This window comes from Novosphingobium sp. BL-A-28-Hi1-0D, assembly GCF_055521755.1.
The window spans coordinates 214,099-237,964 of sequence record NZ_JBVFVV010000002.1; the positions used below are offsets into that span (position 1 = coordinate 214,099).

Sequence of the window (23,866 nt, forward strand, 5' to 3'; positions counted from 1 at the left end):
CACTAGACCCGTCCAAGCAACTTTTGCCGACTCTGCAAAACGCTAGGGTGAGCAAATGGACAGGTCGGGATCAGGCCAGTTGCAGTTCGTCCAGAAGGTGCGGAATACGGGATTTCAGGTTGAAGAAGCCCTTGCCGCAATCGGGCCAGCACAGCCGGTCCCATTGGCGCTGATGTTCGGCAAGGGCGATATCCCGCGCCGCCAGCGCCGTGCCCAAATCCTCGAGCGCGGTTGCCACCGGTCCGACCGGCGCAAAGCCCGTGACCACCTGCTTGCAACCTTGCTGCACCGCCAGCGTGGCAACATCGCCTGCACCGACCGGGCATCGCCAGTGCGCTGCGGCCCGCGAGGCAGCGTCGCTCAGCGCGGTCTGGTCCCATGCGTTGCGCGTCATGGTGTCCGCGACAACCACGATGCGCACGTCTAGCGAGGGCAGCACGGTTTCAAGCGAGCAGTCCTCGGGCGTGATCAGCACCAGCGTCGGCAGCGCCGGGTCGATGGCCCGTGGCTCGCGCAAGGGCGTGCGCGGCGGATGGGGCGGGGCAGCGGGGACTTGCGCAGTCTGCGCAAGGCCATCTGGACGAAAGCGCCCCCCGGTCATCGCTGCGATGCGGTCGGCATTGGCGAGGTAGCTCTTGCCCGCCGTGTGCAGCCCCGCCACCCAGCGCCAGCTGAGCGTGTTCGACGCAGGGTCTGCGTCCATCAGCTTGTCGAAGAACCACTGCGCGCCCAGCTGCCACGGCAGGCCCAGCGTGAACGTCCAGATCGAGGCAACCTGCATCCGCGCCCAGTTGTGCAGGTATCCGGTCTCGGCCAGTTCACGCGCCCAGTGGTCGAAAGCATCGATCCCGGTCCGCCCGCCAATCGCCTCGGCAATCGCGCTGCCGGGATGGAAGGCTTCGACATCGGCAAGGTAGCTGCGCCACACGCCCGGTCGCTGCTCGAGCCAGCCCTTCCAGTAGGTCCGCCAGAACACTTCGGCGATGAACTTGTCGCAACTGTCCAGCCGATGCGCCCCCAGCACCGCGCGCACCACTTCGTCCTCGCCGATCAGGCGGCGGCGCAGCGCGGCCGATAGGCGCGAGACGTTGGCGTGATCGCGGTGCGGATCGACCAGATTGCGCCGCGCACCATATGCGCTGCCTGCCTTGGGCACGAAACGCGCCAGCCGTTCGAGCGCGGCACTACGGGTGAGGGGAAAGCTGTCCATCGCCAGTGCCTAGACCTGCGCCGGGGCAGGCTCGACGCGGCTAAAGGGCCGTGTTGCCGCGCCATGGCAAGAAGGCCAGAGCAGAGCGACGATCAAGGAGTCTGCCCGCATGTCTGCTACCCCCCTTCCGCGCGCCGTCATCGTGCTCGGCCTTGCCGGTTGGCTGCCGCAGGCGCTGTGCATCTGGGCGGTGCTCGACAAGGGACCATACCAGTGGACCGCCAAGGCGGCGGGCTGCTTCTACGCCGCGCTGATCCTCTCTTTCCTCGGCGGGCTGTGGTGGATGGCCGGGCTGATGGGCGGCGTGCGCAAGTCCGGGCTCTATGTCGTCTCGGTCCTGCCGAGCCTTGCCGCATGGGCCGCGCTCCTGCCGTGGAGCGAGGGCTGGCACTGGCCGGGGCCATCGCTCGTCGCGCTCGGGGCTCTCCTCCTCGCCAGCCCGCTGGTGGATCGCAAGCTTTCGGGCGATGTTACCCTGCCCGAAGGCTGGCTGCGCCTGCGCGTGTGGATGGCCAGCGGACTTGGCGTTCTGACGCTGGTGCTGGCAGCGATCGGCTGACGCTCGCACGAGAGTTTCGCTGCGTGGAACGCTCGTGCAGACCGCCGATGGCAGGCAAAGGTTCTGCGCGATAACTCTTCGGTGAAACGGAGATGGCCCTGAAGGTCGTCCCGGACCGGAGGGGATCATGCCGAAAGACAGGACGGCGCTCGTTGCCGCAGGGATTTTGCTGGTGGCGCTCGCCGCGCCGGCCATCGCGGGCCAGAAGCTGGGCGAAGCGCAACCGATCCGCGCGCCAGAGACGATCTACGCCAAGACCTGCGGCTACTGCCACGGGCGCAACGTCGGCCCGATCATCCTCGGTCGCGGGCTTCCGACAGAGACCGTCAAGTACATCGTCCGCCACGGCCAGAACGGCATGCCCGCCTTCCGCCCGACCGAAGTGAAGCCGGAGGAACTCGAAGCTCTCGCCGCATGGGTCGAGAAGAGCGAATCGCGCAAGGGGGAGCACGGGCAGTGAGCGAACTCAATCTGGACCGTCGCGGCCTGCTGGGCGCAGGGATCATTGGTGCCGCCAGCCTCGGGCTTGGCACTGGCGCCAGCGCGAAGAACCCCGCGCCGCTTGCGCCGCACATGACCAAGGCCGATTTTGCCGGCGCGATGAAGGCCTTTCGCGGCGTCGTCGGGGCCGAATGGGTGTTCGGCGATGAAGAGGCGGTTGCGCCCTATGCCAAGGTCTATGTGCCTGACCCTGCGCACCGCCACGTTCCCATCGGAGCGGTCTGCCCGGAGACGGTCGAGCAGGTGCAGGAAATCGTCCGCATCGCCAATACCTACCGCCAGCCGCTCTGGCCGGTCTCCACCGGCAAGAACATGGGCTATGGCATGACCGCGCCCGCAACGCCGGGGCAGGTCGTGCTCGATCTCAAGCGGATGAACCGCATCCTTGAAGTCGATGCCGATCTCGGCACCTGCCTGCTCGAGCCGGGCGTGACCTACCAGCAGCTCAAGGACTATCTGGTCGAGAACAACTTGCCCCTGTGGATCGACGTGCCGACGGTCGGCCCTATCGCCTCGCCGGTTGGCAACACGCTCGATCGCGGGGTGGGGTACACGCCCTATGGCGAACACTTCATGTTCCAGTGCGGCATGGAAGTGGTGCTGGCTGACGGGCAGGTCATGCGCACCGGCATGGGCTCGATCAAGGGCAGCACCGCGTGGCAGGCGTTCAAGTGGGGCTACGGGCCCTATCTCGACGGATTGTTCACCCAGTCGAACTTCGGCGTGGTGACCAAGATGGGCCTGTGGCTGATGCCAAAGCCGCCGGTCTACAAGCCGTTCATGATCCGGCACCCCAACATGGAGGACACGCCGAAGATCATCGAGGCGATGCGCCCGCTTCGCGTCTCAAACCTCGTCGCCAACTGCAACCTGATGATGAGCGCGTCCTACCAGCTCGCCATGTTCAAGCGCCGCAACGAGATCGTGCCCGATGGCGTGCCGCTGGACGAAGCCTCGCTGAAGAAGGCGGCCAAGGCCAATGGTCTGGGCATGTGGAACACCTACTTCGCGCTCTACGGCACTGAACAGACCGTCGGCGCGATCGAGCCGATCATCCGCGCCAGCCTCACGGCCAGCGGCGGGGAGGTGCTGACAGCCGCCGAAATGGGCGACAACCCGTGGTTCCACCACCACGCCACGCTGATGGAAGGCGGGCTCAATCTCGACGAGATCGGCCTGTTGCGCTGGCGCGGGGCAGGCGGGGGCCTTGCGTGGTTTGCGCCGGTTGCCGCCGCGCGCGGGGTGGAGGCCGAGCGGCAGACCGCTCTCGCCCGCGAAATCCTCGAAAAGTGGGGATTCGACTATACCGCCGCCTATGCCATCGGCTGGCGCGACCTGCACCACATCATCGCGCTGCTGTTCGACAAGTCCGACGCCGAGCAGGAGAAGAAGGCCGACGCCTGCTACCGCGAACTGGTCACCCGCTTCGGCGCGCAAGGCTGGGCGAGCTACCGCACCGGGGTCAACTCGATGGACCTCGTCGCGCAGCAGTACGGGCAAGTGAACCGCGATTTCAACGCCAAGATCAAGCATGCCGTGGACCCCAACGGCATTCTGGCCCCCGGCAAATCAGGGATCATGTGAGATGATGCGTTTCGAAGGAAAGGCCGTGCTCGTGACGGGCGCTGCTACCGGCATCGGGCGGGCCACCGCACTCGCGTTTGCGCGCGAAGGGGCCGCAGTGATGATCGGCGATATCGATGATCGCGCCGACGAGACCGTCGCGATGATCCTGGGCGAAGGGGGCCGCGCTGCCTTCCGCCGCACCGATGTGCGCAAGGCGGGTGATCTCGACGAACTGGTCGCGCAATGCCTCGACCGGTTCGGGCGGATGGATGCGGCGTTCAACAATGCCGGCGTCCTGCCCCCGCAGCGCCCGATCCACGAAGTGACCGAGGAAGAGCTGGACCTTGCCATCGACGTCGATTTCAAAGGCGTGTTCTTCGCGATGCAGGCCGAGATCCGCCACTTCCTGAGCGTCGGCGGGGGCACAATCGTCAACACTGCCAGCGTCGGCGCGCTGATCGCGGACCCGAACATGAGCGCCTATTGCGCGATGAAGCACGCGGTCTCGGGCCTGACCAAGGCCGCCGCTGTGGAATACGCGCAGCAAGGCATCCGCGTGAACGCGATTGCGCCGGGCTTCGTCGTCACCCCGATGACCCAGCACTGGGCCGACAGCAACGCGTTTACCGACATGTTCTTCGCCCAGAACATTTCCGGCCGCGCCGCAAGGCCCGAGGAGATCGCCCCCACCGTGCTGCACCTGTGCTCGGACGGCGCAAGCTTCATCAACGGGGCCACTTTCACCATCGATGGCGGCCAGACCGCCCATTGAGGAGACACACCATGCGCAAGGTTCTCACACTGCTCGCTGCGTCAGCGCTTTCCATCGGCGCTGCCGAGGCCAAGCCGCTCGATTACAAGGTCATCCCGACCAGCCCGGTCAGCATGGTCGCCAATGTCACGCTGATCACCGGCGAGAAGGACGCGGTGCTGGTCGACGTGCCCTTCGCCCGCTCCGATGCGATGCGCGTTGCCGCCGAAGTGCTCGACAGCGGCAAGACCTTGAAGGCGATCATCATCACCCACGATCACCCCGATCACTTCTTCGGGCTCGACGTGCTGCAGGATGCCTTCCCCGACGCCAAGATCATCGCCAACCCGGTCGCCGCGAAGGACATGGCCCGTTCGATCCCGATCAAGTTCAAGCGCTGGAGCGGCCAGCTCGGCGCCAATGCACCCAAGCGCCCGGTGCAGCCCGAGGCCATGACGGGCGACAGCTTCGACCTCGAAGGTCACAAGCTGCAGGTCATGGGGCCGATGCAGGGCGACCATGTCCATTCGACCGTGGTCTGGGACGCCGAGACGCGCACCCTGATAGCGGGCGACGTGCTCTACAACGGGGTCTATGTCTGGCTCGGCGAACATGGCCCCGCGCAATATGACGCCTGGCTCAAGGTGCTCGACCAGCTCGAGGCGCTGAACCCGGTGCGGGTCGTCGCTGGCCACACCAAGCCCGGCCTGCCCGATGATAGCATGAGCATCGGCTGGACCCGCGCCTACATCAAGGCTTTCGCCGATGCTCGCAGCCGGTCCAAGACCTCGAAGGACCTCGCCGCGATCATGGCCGCGAAGTATCCCAATGCGACCGAAGTCTATGGCGGCTTCCTGCTCGGCATTTCCAGCCAGGTCGGCGCGGGCGAGATTCCGCCTTGGGATGAATGAGGGTCTGGATTGAGCCCTGTTACACCCCCTCCCCGGCGGGGAGGGAGGATCCATCAAGTCGCCAGCGAAATGTAGCCCAGCTGCGCAGCCTTGAACACGGTCTGGCTGCGGTTGACCGCGTTCAGCTTCATTGAGGCGTTGTGGATATGGAAACGCACCGTCGCGCGGCTGCGGCCCATGATCATGCTGATTTCGAGGTCGGTCTTGCCGATCGCCGCCCAGCGCAGGCACTCGACCTCGCGCTTGGACAGGCGCGAGCCTGAGGGCAGGGCCTGTGCCGACCCCATTGCGTGCACGTAGCTGGCGATGAAGGTGCGGGCATAGATCCCGAAGGCATCGCCATTCTCGAGGAAGACATCGTCCAGCTCGGTCAGTTCCGGGTCGAGCGGGTTGAAGCTGACCGCGCCGATCTGCCCGAACGGCAGGTGCACCGGCACCACGATCGCAGCGCGGGTCATTGCCCGCGCCTCGAAGTTGGTGAGGTCGATGGCGGTCAGGTAGTGGTTGGGCTGGCGGGTGTGGAAGCCGTTGGCGTTGACCCAGAAGGGCTCGCTCTCGAACCGGCAGGCCGAGGTCAGCGGCGAATCCAGCGCGATGCGCGAATTGCGCCACCACACCTTCTCGTCGTTCCAGCCGAACACGTCGCGGGCAAGGATGTTGCCATCGGCATCGACGGGCGTGCGCTTGTCGGCAATGTCGTGGGCCGGGGCCGCGCGCATTTCGGCACCGGTCGCGATCTGGTGCAGGGCCTCAGCCGCGCGGCGCACGTCCTGCGGTGTGCTGATCCTGACCGAATCGATGGACTCCACCGAAAGCTGCAACTGACCTCTCCTGTACTTATGGCCGTACCCATACCGGGCGAAGCCTTTGGAAACAACGACGCTATTGCCTCAAACGCCTAGTCATTTGCGCAGCATGGCGAGCCGTGCGAACTTGTTACAGGTCATTCCCTTGAGGAGAGGGACGTGAATTTCGACCTGAACGAAGACGAGGAAATGCTCAAGGCGCTGGCCGAGCGTTTCGTCGACGACAATTACGACCTTGATCGCCGCCGGGTCTATCTGGGTGGCCCCAACGGCTTTTCGCCGCAGATGTGGTCGCTGCTGGCCGACCTGGGCCTCGTTGCCGCGCCGCTGTCGTTCGAGAGCGGCGGCATGGCGCTTGATGCCACGGCCATCGCCACGGTGTTCCAGGCGCTCGGCAAGGGCCTTGTGGTCGAACCCCTGATCGAGAACGTGATGGTCGCCGCCCGCCTGTTCGAGCGCGTCGCACCTGCCGAACTTGCCGGGCAATGGATGGAAGCACTCGCCATGGGCACGCGCCGTCTTGCCCTGGCCCACGCCGAACAGGGCGCACGCGGTGGACGCACCTTCGTCGAGACCCGCGCCAACGCTGACGGATCGCTGAGCGGTGCCAAGTCCTGCGTGCCTGCAGGCGCCGGGGTCGACGGCTACATCGTCACTGCCCGCGAAAGCGGCTCGGCCACCGATGACGCAGGCGTTGCGCTCTATCTCGTCGCTGCCGACGCGCCGGGCCTGTCGATCAATCCCTGGCGCATGGTCGATGGCTCGCTCGCCGTCGCGCTCTCGCTCGATGCCGCGCCCGCCGTGCGCCTCGGCGGTTCATTGGATGACATTGCCGAAGTGGGCGTGCTCGCCTCGCTCGCCCGCAGCGCCGAAGCGCTGGGCGTGATGCAGTCGCTGTTCGATGCCACGCTCGATTACCTGCGCACGCGCCAGCAGTTTGGCACGCCGCTCGGCTCGTTCCAGGCGATCCAGCACCGCATGGTCGCGCAATATGCCGCGATCGAACAGGGCCGCGCGCTGCTCGATCTCGCCATCGTCAGCCAGGGGTCGGCAGGCTTTGCCGCCGCCGTCGATGGCCTGCGCGCCTTTGTCGCCCCTGCCTCGGTCGAGCTTGGTCACGAGATGATCCAGTTCCACGGCGGCATGGGCGTTACCGACGAGCTGTTCATCGGCCACGGCCATAAGCGCCTGCTCATGCTCTCGCGCTGGCCCGATGATGGCGTGGCCGCGCTTGACCGCTTCGCCGGAGCGGCCTGACAACCCCACTCTATCCTTCCAAGGTACAATTGGCGTCGCGCTGATGCGGGCGCATGCTCCGGGTCGATCTCAACGACAATCGACCCGGAGTACCGAGGATGTTGCAGCAGGCCCTTAGCCAGTTCACTGGCATTTCGCTCATTCGCGAAAAGTTCGACAACTTCATCGGCGGCAAGTGGGTTGCCCCGGTCAAGGGTGCGTACTTCGACAATATCTCGCCGGTGACCGGCCAGGTCGTGTGCCAGGTGGCGCGCGGCACGGCAGAGGACATCGAGCTGGCGCTTGACGCCGCACACGCCGCCAAGGACGCGTGGGGGAAGATGTCCACCACCGAGCGGTCGAACATCCTGCTCAAGGTTGCCGACAAGATGGAGGCCAACCTCGATCTCCTCGCGCTGGCCGAGACCATCGACAACGGCAAGCCGATCCGCGAGACGACTGCCGCCGACATCCCCCTCGCCATCGATCACTTCCGCTACTTCGCCGCCTGCGTCCGCGCGCAGGAAGGCTCGATCGCCGAGATCGACCACGATACCGTCGCCTATCACTTCCATGAGCCGCTGGGCGTGGTCGGCCAGATCATCCCGTGGAACTTCCCGATCCTTATGGCGGCGTGGAAGCTCGCCCCGGCGCTGGCCGCAGGCAACTGCGTGGTCCTCAAGCCCGCCGAACAGACCCCGATGTCGATCCTCGTTCTCGCCGAACTGATTGCGGACATCCTGCCTGCCGGCACGCTCAACATCGTCAACGGCTTCGGCATCGAGGCAGGCAAGCCGCTCGCCACCAACAAGCGCATCGCCAAGATCGCGTTCACCGGCGAGACCACCACCGGCCGCCTGATCATGCAGTATGCGTCCGAAAACCTGATCCCCTGCACGCTGGAACTGGGCGGCAAGAGCCCGAACATCTTCTTCGCCGACGTGATGGACCACGACGACGACTTCCTCGACAAGGCATTGGAAGGCTTCACCATGTTCGCGCTCAACCAGGGCGAGGTCTGCACCTGCCCGAGCCGCGCGCTGGTCCACGAATCGATCTATGACCGCTTCATGGAAAAGGCGATTGCCCGCGTCGAGGCGATCAAGCTCGGCAGCCCGCTCGATGCCGGAACCATGATCGGCGCGCAGGCCTCGAACGACCAGATGGAGAAGATCCTCTCCTACATCCAGATCGGCCGCGACGAGGGCGCCAAGGTCCTGACCGGCGGCGCGCGCGCGATGCACACCGGTGAACTGGCCGACGGCTACTACGTCCAGCCGACCGTGCTCGAAGGCCACAACAAGATGCGCGTGTTCCAGGAAGAAATCTTTGGCCCGGTGCTTGCCGTGACCAAGTTCTCGACCGACGAGGAAGCGCTCGAGATTGCCAACGACACGCTCTACGGCCTCGGCGCCGGGGTGTGGACCCGCGACGGAACCCGCGCCTACCGCTTCGGCCGAGGCATCCAGGCCGGGCGCGTCTGGACCAACTGCTACCACGCCTACCCGGCCCACGCGGCCTTCGGTGGCTACAAGCAGTCGGGCATCGGGCGCGAAACCCACAAGATGATGCTCGATCACTACCAGCAGACCAAGAACCTGCTGGTCAGCTACAGCCCCAAGAAGCTCGGCTTCTTCTGAGGATGACGTGAGACCGGCGTGATCGCTGGAGGGAGACGGCGCGGTGCAGGGAGGAAGGTCCCGCCCGCGCCGTCGCCATTTGTGATCCGCCAATTGCCAAGGCGCCACAAGAGCGCAAAGATGAAGCGACAACTATGAGAGGATGAATGGATGGCCCAGGTCGTCGTCAACGTGTTCTACAATGCCCCCACCGATCCGGAGGCGTTCGAGGCCTACTACCTCGGCACCCACATGCCGATTGCCGAACAGATTCCCGGGCTGGAAAAGGCTGTCCTGCTCAAGGGCCTGCCCGGTCCCGATGGCAGCCCGCCCGCCTACTATCGCCTGACCCAGCTGTGGTATGCCGATGCCGCCGCGATGGCTGCGGCGATGTCCTCGCCTCAGGCGCAGGCCGCCAGCGCGGATATCGCCAACTTCGCCACGGGCGGCGCGAGCATCCTGATTTCCGAAGTCGGATGAGCAGTCAGCCGCCTCGTGTTCTGATTACGCCGGAGGCCGGGGAATGGATTTCCCGGCTCAAGGCGCAACACGGGGCGCTGATGTTCCACCAGTCGGGCGGATGCTGCGATGGCTCTGCTCCCATGTGCTTCGTCGCGGGTGAATTCCGCGTCGGTGGGCAGGACGTGCTGCTCGGCCACGTGGCGCAAGACACGCCGGTCTGGATCGGGGCGGCCCAGTTCGAATACTGGCGGCACACCCAGGTCACCATCGATGTCGTGCCGGGACGCGGCGCGGGCATGAGCCTCGAAGCACCCGAAGGCGTCCGCTTCATCGTCCGCAGCCGGGTGTTCACTGACGAGGAGAGCGCTGCGCTCGAAGCGGCGGGCGAACCCATGCGCGGCGACGCGCCAACGCTTGGCGAAGACGCGCTCTCGCCCTAAGCTGGCACAGGCAAGAGAACCCGCAAGAGGTCGGCCATGGAGGATGCAGTGATGGATATGGCGACACGGATCGCGACATCTGGCGATGATGCGCGGATGATCGCCTGCACGTCGCGCGCCGCCGATCCGCAGGCTGCCGTTGCCGAACTTGCCGAATGCATCGATGGCCGCAAGCTTTCAGGCGCGCTGCTATTCTGCTCCAACGCCTACCCGCGCGACGCCCTGCAACAGGCCCTGGCCGAGCGCATGCCCGATGTCCGCCTCTACGGTTGCACCAGTGCGGGCGAGCTGACCGAGCAGGGCTATGATACCCATTCGGTCGTCCTCATCGGCTTTCCCGAAGGCCCGTTCTCGATGGCCTCGCTGCGCTTCGACGATCTCGACAGCTTCGATCCCGCCGCCGCGCAGGGTGCGATCCGCCAGCTCGTCGCCCAGTCCCGGCGCGATCATGGCGCGGGCGAGGGGCTGCATCAGGTCGCGCTGTTTTTCGTCGATGGCCTGTCCCACCGCGAGGAGCTGCTGACGATGACCGCGCAGCATGCCTTGGGCGATATCCAGCTGATCGGCGGGTCGAGCGGCGACGGTCTTTCCTTCCGCGACACTGCGATCTTCCATGAAGGCGCGTTCCACAAGGACGCGGCGGTCATCGTGCTGCTCACCAGCCGCCGCCCGCTTCACGTCTTCTGCAAGAGCTTCTACCGCCCCGGTCCTGCCAAGATGGTCATCACCGAGGCCGACGCCGAATCCCGCGTCGTCACCGAAATCAACGCCGCCCCCGCTGCCGAGGAATACCGCCGCCTCGCGGGCAGCCCGGTGACCGAACTCAACGCCCAGTTCTTCGCCGCCTATCCCCCGATTGTGCGCACCGGCGGACAGTTCCACGTCCGCTCGATCCAGACTGCGAACGCGGACGGCTCGCTCACCTTCTACTGCGCGATTGATACCGGCGTGGTCCTTTCGATCGGGGAGCCGATTGACCGCATTGCCGAGATGGACGCCCTGTTCGAGGAGATCGGCGACAAGGTCGGCGAGATCGACCACGTCGTCGGTTTCGATTGCGTGCTCAACCGGCTCGATGCCGAAGACCGCCAGCAGGCCGGCGCGGTCTCGCGGATGTATGTTGCCAACCGCGTGTTCGGCTTCAACACTTATGGCGAACAGTTCCGCGCTGCGCACATGAACCAGACTTTCACCGGTCTCGCGGTCGGGCGATGAGCAGTTCGGGCCTCACCGGCATCCTCGCGCCAGCGATGGTCAATGGCGAGGACGAGATTACCGCCCTGCGCGCCCGCGTGCGCCAGCTTGAGAAGATCAACGCCGCGCTGATGGACCGGGTCGAACGCTCGGTCGACATGGAAGGCGGCGCGTTCTCGATGTTCGAGACGGCCATCGCGCTCGAATCCGTGGTGCGTGATCGCACCAGCGCACTCGAAGCGGCGATGGCCGAACTCGCCGCCGCCAACGAGGATGCCACCGCCGCCCGCGTCCTCCTGCGCGATGCCATTGAATCGCTGAGCGACGGCTTCGCCCTGTTCGATGCCGATGACCGCCTGATCCTGTGCAACCGCGCTTTCCTCAGGATCTTTCCGGCGGTCGAGCCGATCTCGGGTGACAGCCCCGAATTCTCCGAAATGGCCAGCCGCGTTGCCCTGACCGGTTCCACCATGGGCGCGGCCATGGCGCCCGACCGCTGGCTGAGCGACCGCGTCGACTGGCACCGCCGCGCCGAAGGGGCGCACGTTCAGGCGCTGAACGACGGGCGCTGGATCCAGATCAACGAACTGCGCACCAGCGATGGCGGCATCGTCGGAATCTATACCGACATCACCTCGGTCAAGGCCGAGGACGCCCGCCAGCGCGCGCTCGAACTGGCCGAGCGTAACCTCGCGCTTCAGGCCACGCTCGATACCCTGTCCGAAGGCGTCTGCCTGTTCGATGCCCAGCGACGGATGCAGGCGTGGAACGAAGGGTTGGTGCGTGTCCTCGGCCTCTCGGGCGGTGACCTGCTGCGCCATGTCGAGAGCCACTCCCAGCTGGTCGAATGGTGCAGCTGGCGCTTGGGCCTCGAATGCGCTGACAGCCTCGCCTGGCGCGAGGGCGATACGCGCCAGCTTTCTGCCGAATGCCTGATGGACGGGCGGCACTTCGTGATCCGCTCGGTTCCACTGGGCAATGGCGGCATGGTCTTCACCTTCGACGACGTGACCGACCACGTCAGCCTGCAACGCTCGCTCACCGAAACCGCCGAACTGCTCGAACGCCGGGTGCAGGAGCGCACCGCCGAACTGGTCGAGGTCAACCGCCAGCTGGTCGATGCCAAGAACGAGGCGGAGACGGCCAACCGCTCAAAGACCAGCTTTCTTGCCGCCGCCAGCCACGACCTGCTCCAGCCGCTGAACGCTGCGCGCCTGTTCGTCTCGGCCATGGACGGGCTGCGCCTGCCCGAACGCCCGCAGGCACTGGTCGCCCAGGCCTCCACCGCGCTCGATTCGGTCGAGGACCTGCTCGAAGCCCTGTTCGAAATCTCGCGCCTCGATGCAGGCGCCATCCAGCCCGAGATCGGCCACCAGTCGCTGGGCTCGATCCTGCAGACCTTGCGCGTGGAATTCGCCCCGCTTGCCGCAGCCGGGGGCCTGCAGTTCGATGTGGTGGAAACCGATGCATGGGTCCGCTCCGACGCGCGCCTTCTGCGCCGCGTGCTCCAGAACTTCGTCTCCAACGCGATCCGCTATACCGATGCGGGCCGCGTCTCGGTGGAAGTGGCAGAGCTTGACGGGCAGGTGCGCGTGACCGTGCGCGATACCGGCCCCGGCATCGCCGCGCAGGACCGCGAGGAAATCTTCGGCGAGTTCCGCCGCGTCGGCAAGACGCAGAAGATCCCCGGCAAGGGCCTTGGCCTTGCCATCGTCCGCCGCGTCTCGACCATGCTCGATCATCCCATCGGGCTGGATTCAGTACCGGGCCTCGGCTCTGCCTTCTCGATCCTGCTGCCCCGGGTCGAGCCGGCCGCCGCGCCTGCGCCCGCCGAACCTGCATCGGCCGCGCCGACCGGCAATGGCGGCCTCGTGCTGGTGATCGACAACGATCCGTCGATCCTTTCCGGCATGGAGGCCCTGCTTGAGAACTGGGGCCTCGAAGTGGTCACCGCGCGCGATCCTGCCGACGACAGCGTCAGCGCTGCACTGGCGCGCAAACCGGCCATGACCATCGTCGATTACCACCTCGACGACGGCCAGACCGGCGAGAAAGCCATCGCCGCCCTGCGCCGCCGCGCGGGCTACGACCTGCCCGCCATGGTCATCACTGCCGACCGCGGCGAGGAAACCAAGACCCGCCTTGCCGCGCTGGCTCTCCCGCTCCTCAACAAGCCGGTAAAGCCCGCGCAACTCCGCGCCTTCCTGCGCCAGAGGGACGTGCTTTAAAGCGCCCGTTTTCTAGAGCGCGCGTCGCGCCTTCATCCACGCCTTGGCCTGACCCTGCACCTGCAGCAGCGAGGCGAAGACCGATTTGTCCGGATCGGGCCGCCCGGTCCGCCCCAGCGCATCGATCTGGGCATAGTACCACATCTGCACGCCGAAGCCCGCGATGGTGCGCACGGCATCGAACCGTTCGAGCCAACGCAGGGCCGGGGGCAACATGCGCAGGGTTGCCTCGAAGCGCGGCAAGTCCCCCCTGTCTTCCAGAAGGTCGCGGCAGGCCGCAGGCGCGGCACACAGCGGACGGCCGATGCCGATCAGGTCCGCCGCGCCCGTCTCCAGCGCATGCTGCATCGCGGCCCGGCTGCGGAAGCCGCCCGTGACCATCAACGGCATCCTGGTCAGGCTCGCCTTCATTGCCTTGGCAAAGTCGACGAAATAGGCCTCGCGTGCCGCAGTCGACGCTGGGACGTCTGGCCGTTCCACGGCCTCAAGCCCCTCCATGTCCATCATAGCGGGCTGTTCATAGGACCCGCCCGAAACCTCAAGAAGGTCCACCCCCGCCGTTTCCAGCCAGCGCGCCACTTCCAGGCTTTCCTCGAACGCGAACCCGCCGCGCTGGAAGTCCGCCGAATTGAGCTTCACCGAAATGCCGAAGGCCGGACCCACCGCGTCACGCACCGCGCGCACCGTCTCCATCAGGAATCGCGCCCGGTTCTCCAGCGAACCGCCCCACCGGTCGCTGCGCTGGTTGCTGCGCGGGCTGAGGAACTGCGAAAGCAAGTAGCCGTGCGCAGCATGGATCTGCACCCCGCCAAAGCCCGCCTCCTGTGCGGCCCTGGCGCAAGTGGCACAGCGCCCGATCAGGTCGAGGATCTCCGCCTCCTCCAGCGGCACCGGCTCACCGAACTGCCCGCCCGGCAGCCCGAGCTTGACCGCCGAAGGGGCCTTCGGGTGCGGATTTACGGTGCTCTGCGTCTGCCGCCCGGCGTGGCTGATCTGCATCCACAGCTGGTTGCCCGCGCGCGTCCCCGCCTCGGCCCACCGCGCCAGCGCCGCTTTCATCGCCTCATCGGGCGCGCGGTCGATGATCACGTTGCCGGGCCGCTCAAGATGGTCGCCGTCGATCTGCACGTTGCCGGTGATCAGCAACCCCGCGCCGCCATCGGCCCAGACGCCGTAGAGCCGGTCAAGCTCCGCCGTCGGTCGGCCCGAGGGATCGGCAAGCCCCTCGGTCATCGCGCCCTTGGCAAGGCGGTTCGGAATTACGGTGCCACATGGCAGCGCCAGTGGTGTGTTGATCAGCATGGCAATCTCCCCCGCGCCCAGTCTGCCAGACCGGCGGCGAAGAGCAATTGCCCATTCGTGACAGTTTACCGGCGTGAAAGGTTACCCCTTGAAACCGATCTTCCCCGCCATGATCACCGCCTGCGTGCGCGAAAACACGTTCATCTTCTGCAGGATCGCCGATACGTGCGCCTTCACCGTCGTCATCGAGACGTCGAGTTCATAGGCGATCTGCTTGTTCAGCCGCCCGGCGACGAGATGCCCCAGCACCACGCGCTGCTGCGGGGTCAGGCTGTCGATCCGGCTGCGGATCAGGTCTTCCTCGGCAGCCGCGCTGTCATCGCCTTCCAGTTCGGGCATGTAGATTTCGCCCGACAGCACCTGGTGCAGCGCATCGAGGATCGCCGCGCGCTTGAGGCTCTTGGGCACAAAGCCTGCCGCACCCGCCGCCAGCGCATCGCGCACCACCTTGCGGTCGGTCACGCCCGAGACCATCACCACCGGCGTCGCCGGAAAGCGGTCACGCAGCGCCTCAAGTCCGGAAAGATGCGAAACGTCGGGAATGTTGAGGTCAAGCAGGACGAGATCGACATCACCCTCTGCCGCCAGCGTGTTCAAGGCCGCTTCCAGGCTGTCCGCCTCGAGGATCGCACAGTTCGGAAAGGCATCGTCGAAGATCGAACGCAAGCCATCGCGCACCAGCGAATGGTCATCAACGATCAGCACGCGTTCCGGAGATCCGACTTCTGCCACGGCAGCGCTCCCCCTATCGTCTGCGAATGCGGTTAGTGCGGCGGTATTGATCATTGTCATCTACCCGGGGAGGGGGTGGAGCGCCAGACCTGCGGTATGGCCCGGCGCTCCGGGGAGAGTTACTTCGGCAGCTTGAACACCCAGAGCGAACCGCCCTGGCTGATTTCCTTGAAGGTCTTGGCAACCTCGCCGCCCCACAGCGGCACCGCGCCGCCCCAGCCTGACATCACGGCGACATACTGCTCGCCGTCCTGCTCCCAGGTGATCGGCGATCCGACCACGCCCGACCCGGTCTGGAACTTCCACAGCTCCGCACCCGTCTTGGCGTCGAACGCCTTGAGGTAGCCCTCGGGCGTACCAGTGAACACCAGATTGCCGCGCGTGGCCAGAACGCCGCCCCACAGCGGAGCCTTGTTCTTGTATTCCCACACGATCTTGCCGGTCACCGGGTCCATCGCGCGCAGGGCACCGATGTGGTCCTCGGCGATCGGCTTGATGGTGAAGCCCGCACCCAGATAGGCCGCACCCTTCTTGTAGGCGATGGGTTCGTTCCAGATGTCCATGCCCCAGTCGTTCGAGGGCACGTAGAACAGGCCGGTATCCTTGGAATAGGCCATCGGCATCCAGTTCTTGCCGCCAAGGAACGACGGGCTGGCAAACACGGTCGTGCCCTTTTCCGCACCGTTAGGCGCACCCGGACGGTTGGCGGGGATGAAGTTGGGGCGGCCGGTCTTCAGGTTGATGCCGTCGGCCCACGTGGTCTGCATCACGAACTTGCTCGCGCCGACCAGTTTGCCGTTGGTGCGGTCGAGTACATAGAAATAGCCGTTGCGGTCAGCCTTGGCGCCGAGCTTCATCGGTACCTGCTTGCCCTTGACCGTCATCGTCGCATCGAACGGAATGAACTCGTTCACCCCGTCGAAGTCCCAGCCGTCATGCGGCGTGGTCTGGTAGTGCCACTTGATCTCGCCGGTATCGGGATCGATCGCCAGCGTCGATGCGGTGTAAAGGTTGTCGCCGGGGCGCAGGTTGCTGTTCCACGGGCCGGGGTTGCCGGTGCCGAAGTAGAGCAGATTGGTTTCCGGGTCGTAGGTTCCGCCAAGCCAGGTCGCTCCGCCGCCGGTCTTCCACAGATCGCCGGTCCACGAAGCATTGAGCTTGCCGGTCATGGTGCTCGGCTTGCCAGCCAGCGTGCCCATGTGGCCCTCGATGGTCGGGCGCGTCCAGATCAGCTCGCCGGTATCGACATTGCGCGCCGATACTTCGCCGATGATGCCGAATTCACCGCCCGAGTTGCCGGTGATGACCATGTCCTTGACGATCAGCGGCGCAGCCGTGGCCGAATAGCCCGCCTGATAGTCGGCCAGCTTCTTGTTCCAGATGACCTTGCCGGTGTGGCGGTCGAGCGCAATCAAGTGAGCGTCGAGCGTGGCGAAGATCACCTTGTCGCCATGGATGGCGGCACCACGGTTGACCACGTCACAGCAAGGCATGATGCCGTCGGGCAGGCGGGCGTTGTATTCCCACTTCTTCTCGCCAGTGCGCGCATCGAACGCAAACAGGCGCGAGTACGAGCCGGTCACGTAGATCGTGCCGTCATAGACCAGCGGCTGCGATTCCTGGCCGCGCTGCTTCTCGCCTCCAAGCGATGCCGCGAACACCGGCACGAGGCCCTTCACGTTGCCGGTGTTGATCTTGTCGAGCGAGCTGAACCGCTGCTGCTGCGGACCCATGCCATAGCTGATCACGTCACCGGGCGTGGCCGCATCGTTGACGATGTCCGCGCTGGTCGGTCCACCGGCAAGTGCCGGTGCTGCCGTAAGGCTGGTTGCGGCCGCAAGGCCTGCCAACACGATTGAAAAACGCCGCTTCATCCTGTCCCTCCTGTTATGGGGTCTTGTTTTGCGATGGAGTGCGGTCATGCGGGAATCCCCCCGGTTCGCCACTGATCCCCTATCGTCGAAGTGAGCCTATCGGTTGCAGCATGCCACACAATTGAACCTTGGGATAAGGAGTTGTGCCTCAGGCCCACCCCCGACACCTTCCGCCTGCGGCACGGGGAAACAGGCGCAGTTCTATCACCTCCCCTCCCGCAGGCGAGAGGGGCTGGGGGTGGGCATTCCCCCGCGAAAAATGTTGCGCAAAACAAGTGCAGCAAAAACGGTTCGGGGAACACCGGTCGCAGTCGGTGTTCCCGTCCCCCCCGTTTGCCTGCCCTTGCGGTTCAGGCCCGAAGCAAATCTTCAGGATTGCGCGGAAAGCGCTGGTTTCCAGGTCACGCCGTGGGCCTTGAAGATCGCAGCCATCCGCCCGTCGGCGACCATCTGCTCAAGGATCTCCTCAAGCCGGAAGCCGAGATTGCGCGAGTTCTCCTTGACCGCGATGCCGATGTCCCAGCCCGGAGACATCATCATTGGCAGCGGGCCTTTGCGCACCTTGATCCCGGCGTCGGCATGATCGGCAACTGCCGCCTCGATCTGTGCGGTCGTCGCCACGGTGAATTCCGCGCTGCCATCGGCGAGCGCCGCTGCGGCATCGTAGCCCGTGGGCACGTGAACCAGATCCTTCGCCAGCACCCCGCCTGCATGGCCGAGCAAATAAAAGTCGGGGATGGAGGCCAGCTCCACCGTGATCGGCCGCCCCTTGAAAGCGGCCGGAACCGCCTCGCAATTGCCGCCATCACGCGAACAGGCCGCGCCGAACGTCTCGCGGTAATAGGGCGCGAGGAACACCACGTTGTCCTCGGCCTGCATCAGCTGTCGCTCGAACGGCACGTGCAGCATCACGTCGCAGGGCTGGAAGCCGAGCAGCCCGCCGCGCCAGACCACGTTGCGCAAGTCGTCGGATATGTCCTCGCCCGCGAAGAACAGCTGGACATCGGCGCGCACGCCCAGCGCTTCAGCCAGGGCGCGTGCGATGTCGGCGTCGATGCCCGCCACCTTGCCACCCTGATCCCACGACCATGGCCGGTTGTCCGCATAGAGTCCGACCCGAAGGACTCCGAGGTCTTTGACCTTCTCAAGCGGCGCGGCAAAGGCGCTGGACGACGCGGCCAGCGCGCTAAGGGCGAGGCCTTGCAGGAATGAACGCCGGTTCACTCGTCGGTGTGCTTTGATTCGATCCAGGTCCGGATCGCCCAACCGGCCTTCTGGCCCAGCACTTCGCCCATCGGCGGCATATAGACCTTGCCGTCGCGCGCCGAGCCATGCTGGAAGCGCTGGATGAACCATTCGTCCCCGCTGTCGCCGGTCTCCAGATAGCGCAGGTCAGGCGCGATGCCGCCCGAGATCGCATCGAGACCGTGGCACCGCGCGCAGTTCTGGCCATAGGCCGACTGCCCGATTTCCAGCGCCTTCTCGTTGCCGCGATAGGGATTGACCGTCACCCACGTGTCGTTGCCACCGGCAAGGTCGGGCAGGGCGGAGGTATCGACCGCCTGCGGCGTCACGTTGCCATGGGCGGAAAGGCTTGATGCGATGGCGCCGGTGGCGAGCGCAGCCGCTGCCAGCAGGGCGGCTCGGCCCTTGGATATCTTGATCATCAGTCATCCTCTGCGACACGGGTGCGGACGATCGTCCGCCCCGATGATGTGCCCTGCTTATCGCGCTGCGGGTCGATCGCAAATTGAACCATGGTACAAGACCAAGGTGCCATATGAGAAATCCCTAACCCGCAATATTGTGCGCAGCATGGAGAGAAAACTGAAAGCCATTGCTGCAGCCTTGCTGTTCGGCACCGCGCTCGCACCCGCTGCTCACGCGAGCCGCGCCTATGTCAGCAACGAACGGTCCTCCACCGTCACGGTGATCGATCTCGACAAGGGCACAGTCGAAGCCGAATGGCCCGTCGGCAAGCGCCCGCGCGGCATCGCCATGACGCGCGATGGCAAGGCCCTGCTCGTCGCCGCCAGTGCCGACAACGCGGTCGAAATGCGCGATCCCGCCACCGGCGCGCTGATCGCCACGCTGCCATCGGGCGCTGATCCCGAACAGTTCTTCCCCGCCTATGCCGGAGACCTGCTCTTCGCCGCCAACGAGGACAACGGCGCGGTCACCGCCATCGATCTTGCGGGGCGCAAGGTCGCCTGGCAGGTCGCCACCGGCAACGAGCCCGAGGGCGTCGCGCAGAGCCCTGACGGCAAATGGCTGCTCGTCACCAGCGAGGAGGACAACACCGTCGCCTGGATCGACCTTGCCACCCGCACCCTGGACGAGGAGATGGAAACCAACGCAAGGCCCCGCCACATCGAGTTCGAGGCCAGCGGCGCGAAAGTATGGATCGCCGCCGAAATGGCCGGTACCGTCCAGATTGCCGACGTCGCCACCAAGACCATCGAGCAGACTCTGACCTTCGCCCCACCGGGCGTGCCCGCCTACAAGGTCATGCCCTGCGGCATCCGCTTCACCCCCGACGGCAAGACCGCGATAGTGGCCCTCGGCCGCGCGGACAGCATCGCCGTTGTCGACGTGCCCTCCCGCAAGGTTCGTGGCTACGTCAAGGTCGGCGACCGCCCCTGGCACCTCGCCATTACCCCCGACGGCACCCGCGCCATCGTTGCCAACGGGGCCAGCGATACGGTCTCCTTCGTCGACATCGCCGCGATGCAGGTCACCGCCACGATTCCGGCAGGCGGCGGCCCCTGGGGCGTCGCGCTGGGGCGCTGACTGTCCTTCGTCATTATCCCAAAGTCCAACGCCCAAAGTCCAATATCGCGGTTTGTTTCCGCGCAGCATTGTCCCCGCTCAGTCGCAGATAATCGACACGACCTTTCAAGGAGGGGATGGAAATGAACATGAAGAAGGCGCTTTGCGCCTCGGTCGCGCTCGCCACGATGGCGCTCGCCACCACGCCCGCCTACGCCGGCACCGCCGAACTTCTGAAGCGCCTGCACGAGAAGGGCATCCTCTCCGACGAGGAATATGCCGAGCTGCTCGCCGAGGAAAACAAGCCCGCTCCTGCCGCCGCTGCCCCCGCAGGCGATACCATGACCCGCGCCACTGAATCCGTCGATTCCAGCCGCATGGTCCGCATGGCCCCCAGCGGCATCGGCCTCGAAGTCGGTCCCGCCACGATCACCTTCGCAGGCTCGGTCAACGGCTTCTACGTCCATGACAACCCCGCCACCCCCACCGCGAACACCGCCGTGACCGGCGGCATCGCCAGCGTCGGTGCCAACAATTCGAGCGCGATCCGCAACGGCCTGCTCCCCGGCTTCCTCAAGGTTTCGGTCGCGGCCAAGCAGTCTGGCTGGGATGTCGGCGCGACCTTCGGCATGTACCCCGGCATCAACTCCACCGCCTGGGGAGCGCTTGGCGCCAACAACGGCGGCCAGCCCACCGCGCTCGCAACCGCCGGCATCGATTTCCGTCAGACCTTCATGACCTTCGGCAAGCCCAACGTCGGCACCTTCAAGATCGGCCGCGACATCGGCCTGTTCGCGTCCGAAGCCATCCTCAACGACATCACGCTGCTGTCTTCGGGCACGCCCGGAAACAACGTCGCGCCGGGCAACACCACGCTGGGCCGCATCGGCGTCGGGTACATCTACACCGACTTCCAGCCGCAGATCACCTACACCTCGCCCAACTTCAAGGGCCTGCAGGCCTCGGTCGGCGTGTTCCAGCCGCTGTCTTCGCTTACCGGCCCGGCCGAGAGCAACTCGGCCCCCGGCTTCCAGGGCAAGGTCACCTATGACGGCAAGTTCGGTGACGTCGCCGCGCGTCTGTGGGTTTCGGGCATCACGCAGAAGCACGACATCGTCGGCGGCGGCAGTTACACCGGCAGCGGCGTGGACTTCGGCGGCAAGGTGACGGTTGGCCCGGTCACCGCGACCGGTTACTACTACACCGCCAGCGGCCTCGGCACGACCGTGCTCGGCCTGTTCGACACCGGCGCTCCACAGACTGGCCCCGGCATCGCCAAGCGCGATTCCAGCGGCTTCTACGCCCAGGCCCTCGCCACCTTCGGCAAGGTTTCGGTCGGCGGAAGCTATGGCGAAAGCCACCTCGACTACGCCAGCAACACCGACCGCGTCGCCAACCCCAACCTGCTCGACGTCAACTCGAGCTACGTCGGACAGGTCCGCTACGGCCTGACCTCATGGGTCACGCTGATCGGCGAATACGTCCATTCGAAGGCCGTCGCCCACTCGGGCAACAAGGCTCAGAGCGATGCCGTAGCGGTTGGCGGAATCCTCTTCTTCTGAGCCGGATTTCAAAAACTTAACACTCGATACTTAAGTCCACCCTTGTCGGCGGCGCATAATGCTCCCAAAGCGCCGCCGACAGACCTGTCTTCAAATCGTCATCCGGAAAGTCGCAGCAGATGGACGACACCAGATTCTCGCGTGCCTGCAGCCTCCTGGCCGCAGCCGCTCTCTCATCGACCGCGCTCCCCGCTTTCGCGGATGAGGGGCCCGATGGCGAAATCGTCGTATCCGGCAAGGGCCTTGAAAAGACCCCCGGAACGCCTGCCTATTCCACCGTCGAAATCGGCCGCGATGCCATCACGACCTCGGCTTCGGGCCGCATCGAGGACGTGCTGACCTCGGTCGCCGGCTTCCAGCAGTTCCGCCGGTCTGACAGTCGTTCGTCCAACCCCTCGGCCCAAGGCGTCACCCTGCGTGCATTGGGCGGCAACGCCACCAGCCGCGCGCTCGTGCTGCTCGATGGCGTGCCGATGGCCGATCCGTTCTTCGGCTATGTCCCGCTCCCCGCGATCACGCCTGATACGCTGGGTTCGATCCGCGTGACGCGCGGCGGCGGCTCCGGCCCGTTCGGCGCAGGCGCGCTGTCGGGCACGATCGAACTCGAGAGCGCAGGCCCAGATCAGCTTGGCCTCGTAAATGGCCAGCTCCTCGCCAGCCAGCGCGGTGAGACCGAGGCGTCCTTGAGCGTCGCCCCGCGCCTCGGCTCGGGCTTCGCGGTCGTCTCGGGCCGCTGGGATCGCGGCAAGGGCTTCTTCACCACGCCTGAGGCCCAGCGCGTCCCGGCCACGGTCCGCGCCCGCTACGAATCGTGGTCCACGCAGATCCGCGCCGTCGCCCCGCTCACCGACACGGTCGAACTGCAAGCCCGCGCGCTGGTGTATCGCGATGAACGCCTGCTGCGCTTCAAGGGCGCCACCACCTCCAGCGAAGGGCAGGACGCCAGCCTGCGCCTCGTCGGTCGCGGCGATTGGCAGTTCGATGCGCTGGCCTATGTCCAGGTCCGCAACTTCGACAACATCGTCGTCTCCGCCACCAGCTTCAAACCCACGCTCGACCAGTACGACACCCCCGCCCAAGGCCTCGGCGGCAAGTTCGAGCTGCGTCCGCCGATGGGCGGGAAAGACGTCCTGCGCCTCGGCGTGGACTGGCGCCGCGCCTCGGGCACGATGAAGGAAAACGCGATCAGCGCCGCCACCGGCGCAATCACCGCCCGCCGCCGGGCAGGGGGCGTCAACACCGACCTCGGTTTCTACGCGGAGAACGACCTGACCCTCGGAGCGCTCGTGCTCACCGGCGGCCTGCGTGCCGACCGGACCGTGATCGCCGACGGCTACTTCGAAGTTCGCAACAACGCCGGCACCGTCACCAGTCGCAACGATTACGCCACGCAGAGCGACTGGACCGTCACCTGGCGCGGCGGCGCGGTCTTCCGCGCCAATGACATGATCGCCCTGCGCGCCGCTGCCTACACGGGCCTGCGCCAGCCGACCTTGAACGAACTCTACCGCCCGTTCACCGTCTTCCCGGTCACCACGCAGGCCAACGCCGCCCTGCGCAACGAAAAGCAGAAGGGTTTCGAGGCCGGGATCGACCTCACCCCCGCCAAGGGCCTGCGCCTCTCCGTCACCGGCTTCGACAACCGCATCGAGGATGCCGTCGCCAACGTCACCATCGGCACCAACCTGCGTCAGCGCCAGAACGTCGACCAGATCCGCGCGCGGGGCATCGAGGCATCGGCCCACGCCGAACTCGGCATCGTCCGCTTCGATGGCTCGCTGGCATGGACCGACGCCGAAGTGCGAAACGGTGCCGCCTCCAACCTCACCGGCAAGCGCCCCGCCCAGACCCCGCGCCTCGCCGCCTCGGCCACGCTCGGCCTCGCGCCTGCATCGGGTTGGGACATCGCCGCCACGCTGCGCCACGTCGGCCAGCAGTACGAGGACGACCTGCAGGTCGACAGCCTCAAGGCCGCAACCACGCTCGATCTCTTCGCGCAAGTGCCGCTGCCCAGGGGCGTCAGCCTGATCCTGCGCGCGGAAAACGTGTTCGATACCGATATCGTCACGCGCAACGCCGGCGGGTCTATGGACCTCGGCAACCCGCGCACGGTATGGGCAGGCCTTCGCGTGAAGATCTGATCC

The 23,866-nt window shown here is 65.9% G+C and carries 21 protein-coding genes; 14 read left to right on the plus strand and 7 right to left on the minus strand.

What is annotated here, in order from left to right:
- Positions 1 to 70 precede the first annotated feature (70 nt).
- Entirely contained in the window at positions 71 to 1,210 is a 1,140-nt protein-coding gene (locus ACZ1JW_RS18610; RefSeq protein ID WP_465142839.1) for an FAD-binding domain-containing protein, read from the minus strand.
- 109 nt (positions 1,211 to 1,319) lie between these two features.
- Between ACZ1JW_RS18610 and ACZ1JW_RS18615 the strand changes: the two genes are divergently transcribed.
- The 5 genes from ACZ1JW_RS18615 to ACZ1JW_RS18635 all read left to right on the plus strand — a co-directional run bounded on the left by ACZ1JW_RS18615 (position 1,320) and on the right by ACZ1JW_RS18635 (position 5,498).
- The gene (locus ACZ1JW_RS18615; protein WP_465142840.1) at positions 1,320 to 1,769 is read left to right on the plus strand and encodes a DUF3429 domain-containing protein; all 450 of its coding nucleotides are present in this window, start codon (positions 1,320 to 1,322) and stop codon (positions 1,767 to 1,769) included.
- Positions 1,770 to 1,896: 127 nt separating this feature from the next.
- On the plus strand, positions 1,897 to 2,229 hold the full coding sequence (locus tag ACZ1JW_RS18620) for a c-type cytochrome (RefSeq protein WP_465142841.1): 333 nt from the start codon (positions 1,897 to 1,899) through the stop codon (positions 2,227 to 2,229).
- The gene (locus tag ACZ1JW_RS18625) at positions 2,226 to 3,854 is read left to right on the plus strand and encodes an FAD-binding oxidoreductase (RefSeq protein WP_465142842.1); all 1,629 of its coding nucleotides are present in this window, start codon (positions 2,226 to 2,228) and stop codon (positions 3,852 to 3,854) included. Before ACZ1JW_RS18620 ends, ACZ1JW_RS18625 begins: the two co-directional genes overlap by 4 nt.
- A gap of 1 nt (position 3,855) precedes the next feature.
- Entirely contained in the window at positions 3,856 to 4,608 is a 753-nt protein-coding gene (locus tag ACZ1JW_RS18630) for an SDR family NAD(P)-dependent oxidoreductase (protein ID WP_465142843.1), read from the plus strand.
- 11 nt (positions 4,609 to 4,619) lie between these two features.
- The gene (locus ACZ1JW_RS18635) at positions 4,620 to 5,498 is read left to right on the plus strand and encodes an MBL fold metallo-hydrolase (protein WP_465142844.1); all 879 of its coding nucleotides are present in this window, start codon (positions 4,620 to 4,622) and stop codon (positions 5,496 to 5,498) included.
- Positions 5,499 to 5,551: 53 nt separating this feature from the next.
- Here ACZ1JW_RS18635 and ACZ1JW_RS18640 read toward each other — a convergent pair whose 3' ends face one another.
- On the minus strand, positions 5,552 to 6,319 hold the full coding sequence (locus ACZ1JW_RS18640; RefSeq protein ID WP_465142845.1) for a helix-turn-helix transcriptional regulator: 768 nt from the start codon (positions 6,317 to 6,319) through the stop codon (positions 5,552 to 5,554).
- Between the two features lie 144 nt (positions 6,320 to 6,463).
- On the opposite strand from ACZ1JW_RS18640, the gene ACZ1JW_RS18645 reads away from it, so the two are divergent.
- From ACZ1JW_RS18645 to ACZ1JW_RS18670, 6 genes are all read left to right on the plus strand, one after another.
- Entirely contained in the window at positions 6,464 to 7,561 is a 1,098-nt protein-coding gene (locus ACZ1JW_RS18645; protein WP_465142846.1) for an acyl-CoA dehydrogenase family protein, read from the plus strand.
- A gap of 98 nt (positions 7,562 to 7,659) precedes the next feature.
- Positions 7,660 to 9,180, plus strand: a complete 1,521-nt coding sequence (gene adh, locus ACZ1JW_RS18650; protein ID WP_465142847.1) for an aldehyde dehydrogenase — start codon at positions 7,660 to 7,662, stop codon at positions 9,178 to 9,180.
- A 150-nt stretch (positions 9,181 to 9,330) separates the two neighbouring features.
- Positions 9,331 to 9,639 (plus strand): EthD family reductase, encoded by a 309-nt coding sequence (locus ACZ1JW_RS18655; protein ID WP_465142848.1) that lies wholly within the window; start codon positions 9,331 to 9,333, stop codon positions 9,637 to 9,639.
- On the plus strand, positions 9,636 to 10,061 hold the full coding sequence (locus ACZ1JW_RS18660; RefSeq protein ID WP_465142849.1) for a DUF779 domain-containing protein: 426 nt from the start codon (positions 9,636 to 9,638) through the stop codon (positions 10,059 to 10,061). Before ACZ1JW_RS18655 ends, ACZ1JW_RS18660 begins: the two co-directional genes overlap by 4 nt.
- Before the next feature lie 51 nt (positions 10,062 to 10,112).
- A complete protein-coding gene (locus ACZ1JW_RS18665; protein ID WP_465142850.1) occupies positions 10,113 to 11,276 on the plus strand; it encodes an FIST N-terminal domain-containing protein in 1,164 nt (387 codons plus the stop codon).
- Positions 11,273 to 13,483 (plus strand): hybrid sensor histidine kinase/response regulator, encoded by a 2,211-nt coding sequence (locus tag ACZ1JW_RS18670; RefSeq protein ID WP_465142851.1) that lies wholly within the window; start codon positions 11,273 to 11,275, stop codon positions 13,481 to 13,483. The genes ACZ1JW_RS18665 and ACZ1JW_RS18670 overlap by 4 nt, the downstream gene beginning before the upstream one ends.
- 12 nt (positions 13,484 to 13,495) lie before the next feature.
- Here the strand turns inward: ACZ1JW_RS18670 and ACZ1JW_RS18675 are convergent, their stop codons facing one another.
- The 5 genes from ACZ1JW_RS18675 to pedF form a co-directional block, all read right to left on the minus strand.
- A complete protein-coding gene (locus ACZ1JW_RS18675; RefSeq protein ID WP_465142852.1) occupies positions 13,496 to 14,785 on the minus strand; it encodes an NADH:flavin oxidoreductase/NADH oxidase family protein in 1,290 nt (429 codons plus the stop codon).
- Between the two features lie 81 nt (positions 14,786 to 14,866).
- Positions 14,867 to 15,571, minus strand: coding sequence for a response regulator (locus ACZ1JW_RS18680; protein WP_465142853.1), 705 nt, complete (start codon positions 15,569 to 15,571; stop codon positions 14,867 to 14,869).
- Positions 15,572 to 15,636: 65 nt separating this feature from the next.
- On the minus strand, positions 15,637 to 17,391 hold the full coding sequence (locus tag ACZ1JW_RS18685; RefSeq protein ID WP_465142854.1) for a methanol/ethanol family PQQ-dependent dehydrogenase: 1,755 nt from the start codon (positions 17,389 to 17,391) through the stop codon (positions 15,637 to 15,639).
- A gap of 369 nt (positions 17,392 to 17,760) precedes the next feature.
- On the minus strand, positions 17,761 to 18,615 hold the full coding sequence (locus ACZ1JW_RS18690; RefSeq protein ID WP_465142855.1) for a substrate-binding periplasmic protein: 855 nt from the start codon (positions 18,613 to 18,615) through the stop codon (positions 17,761 to 17,763).
- Positions 18,612 to 19,058: a cytochrome c-550 PedF gene (pedF, locus tag ACZ1JW_RS18695; RefSeq protein WP_465126831.1), complete on the minus strand. Its 447-nt coding sequence runs from the start codon at positions 19,056 to 19,058 to the stop codon at positions 18,612 to 18,614. The genes ACZ1JW_RS18690 and pedF overlap by 4 nt, the downstream gene beginning before the upstream one ends.
- A gap of 148 nt (positions 19,059 to 19,206) precedes the next feature.
- Here pedF and ACZ1JW_RS18700 point away from each other — a divergent pair, with 148 nt between their 5' ends.
- The 3 genes from ACZ1JW_RS18700 (at position 19,207) to ACZ1JW_RS18710 (ending at position 23,863) form a co-directional block, all read left to right on the plus strand.
- Positions 19,207 to 20,181, plus strand: a complete 975-nt coding sequence (locus tag ACZ1JW_RS18700) for a PQQ-dependent catabolism-associated beta-propeller protein (RefSeq protein WP_465142856.1) — start codon at positions 19,207 to 19,209, stop codon at positions 20,179 to 20,181.
- A gap of 128 nt (positions 20,182 to 20,309) precedes the next feature.
- The gene (locus tag ACZ1JW_RS18705) at positions 20,310 to 21,722 is read left to right on the plus strand and encodes a porin (protein ID WP_465143115.1); all 1,413 of its coding nucleotides are present in this window, start codon (positions 20,310 to 20,312) and stop codon (positions 21,720 to 21,722) included.
- Between the two features lie 119 nt (positions 21,723 to 21,841).
- Entirely contained in the window at positions 21,842 to 23,863 is a 2,022-nt protein-coding gene (locus ACZ1JW_RS18710) for a TonB-dependent receptor (protein WP_465142857.1), read from the plus strand.
- Positions 23,864 to 23,866 lie beyond the last annotated feature (3 nt).

Bases quoted from the DNA above. Each gene is read 5' to 3' on its own strand.
- ACZ1JW_RS18610 (WP_465142839.1), bottom strand. From the start codon at position 1,210: ATGGACAGCTTTCCCCTCACCCGTAGTGCCGCGCTCGAACGGCTGGCG.
- ACZ1JW_RS18615 (WP_465142840.1), top strand. From the start codon at position 1,320: ATGTCTGCTACCCCCCTTCCGCGCGCCGTCATCGTGCTCGGCCTTGCC.
- ACZ1JW_RS18620 (WP_465142841.1), top strand. From the start codon at position 1,897: ATGCCGAAAGACAGGACGGCGCTCGTTGCCGCAGGGATTTTGCTGGTG.
- ACZ1JW_RS18630 (WP_465142843.1), top strand. From the start codon at position 3,856: ATGATGCGTTTCGAAGGAAAGGCCGTGCTCGTGACGGGCGCTGCTACC.
- ACZ1JW_RS18635 (WP_465142844.1), top strand. From the start codon at position 4,620: ATGCGCAAGGTTCTCACACTGCTCGCTGCGTCAGCGCTTTCCATCGGC.
- adh (WP_465142847.1), top strand. From the start codon at position 7,660: ATGTTGCAGCAGGCCCTTAGCCAGTTCACTGGCATTTCGCTCATTCGC.
- ACZ1JW_RS18655 (WP_465142848.1), top strand. From the start codon at position 9,331: ATGGCCCAGGTCGTCGTCAACGTGTTCTACAATGCCCCCACCGATCCG.
- ACZ1JW_RS18660 (WP_465142849.1), top strand. From the start codon at position 9,636: ATGAGCAGTCAGCCGCCTCGTGTTCTGATTACGCCGGAGGCCGGGGAA.
- ACZ1JW_RS18665 (WP_465142850.1), top strand. From the start codon at position 10,113: ATGGATATGGCGACACGGATCGCGACATCTGGCGATGATGCGCGGATG.
- ACZ1JW_RS18670 (WP_465142851.1), top strand. From the start codon at position 11,273: ATGAGCAGTTCGGGCCTCACCGGCATCCTCGCGCCAGCGATGGTCAAT.
- ACZ1JW_RS18675 (WP_465142852.1), bottom strand. From the start codon at position 14,785: ATGCTGATCAACACACCACTGGCGCTGCCATGTGGCACCGTAATTCCG.
- ACZ1JW_RS18680 (WP_465142853.1), bottom strand. From the start codon at position 15,571: ATGATCAATACCGCCGCACTAACCGCATTCGCAGACGATAGGGGGAGC.
- ACZ1JW_RS18685 (WP_465142854.1), bottom strand. From the start codon at position 17,391: ATGAAGCGGCGTTTTTCAATCGTGTTGGCAGGCCTTGCGGCCGCAACC.
- pedF (WP_465126831.1), bottom strand. From the start codon at position 19,058: ATGATCAAGATATCCAAGGGCCGAGCCGCCCTGCTGGCAGCGGCTGCG.
- ACZ1JW_RS18700 (WP_465142856.1), top strand. From the start codon at position 19,207: ATGGAGAGAAAACTGAAAGCCATTGCTGCAGCCTTGCTGTTCGGCACC.
- ACZ1JW_RS18705 (WP_465143115.1), top strand. From the start codon at position 20,310: ATGAAGAAGGCGCTTTGCGCCTCGGTCGCGCTCGCCACGATGGCGCTC.
- ACZ1JW_RS18710 (WP_465142857.1), top strand. From the start codon at position 21,842: ATGGACGACACCAGATTCTCGCGTGCCTGCAGCCTCCTGGCCGCAGCC.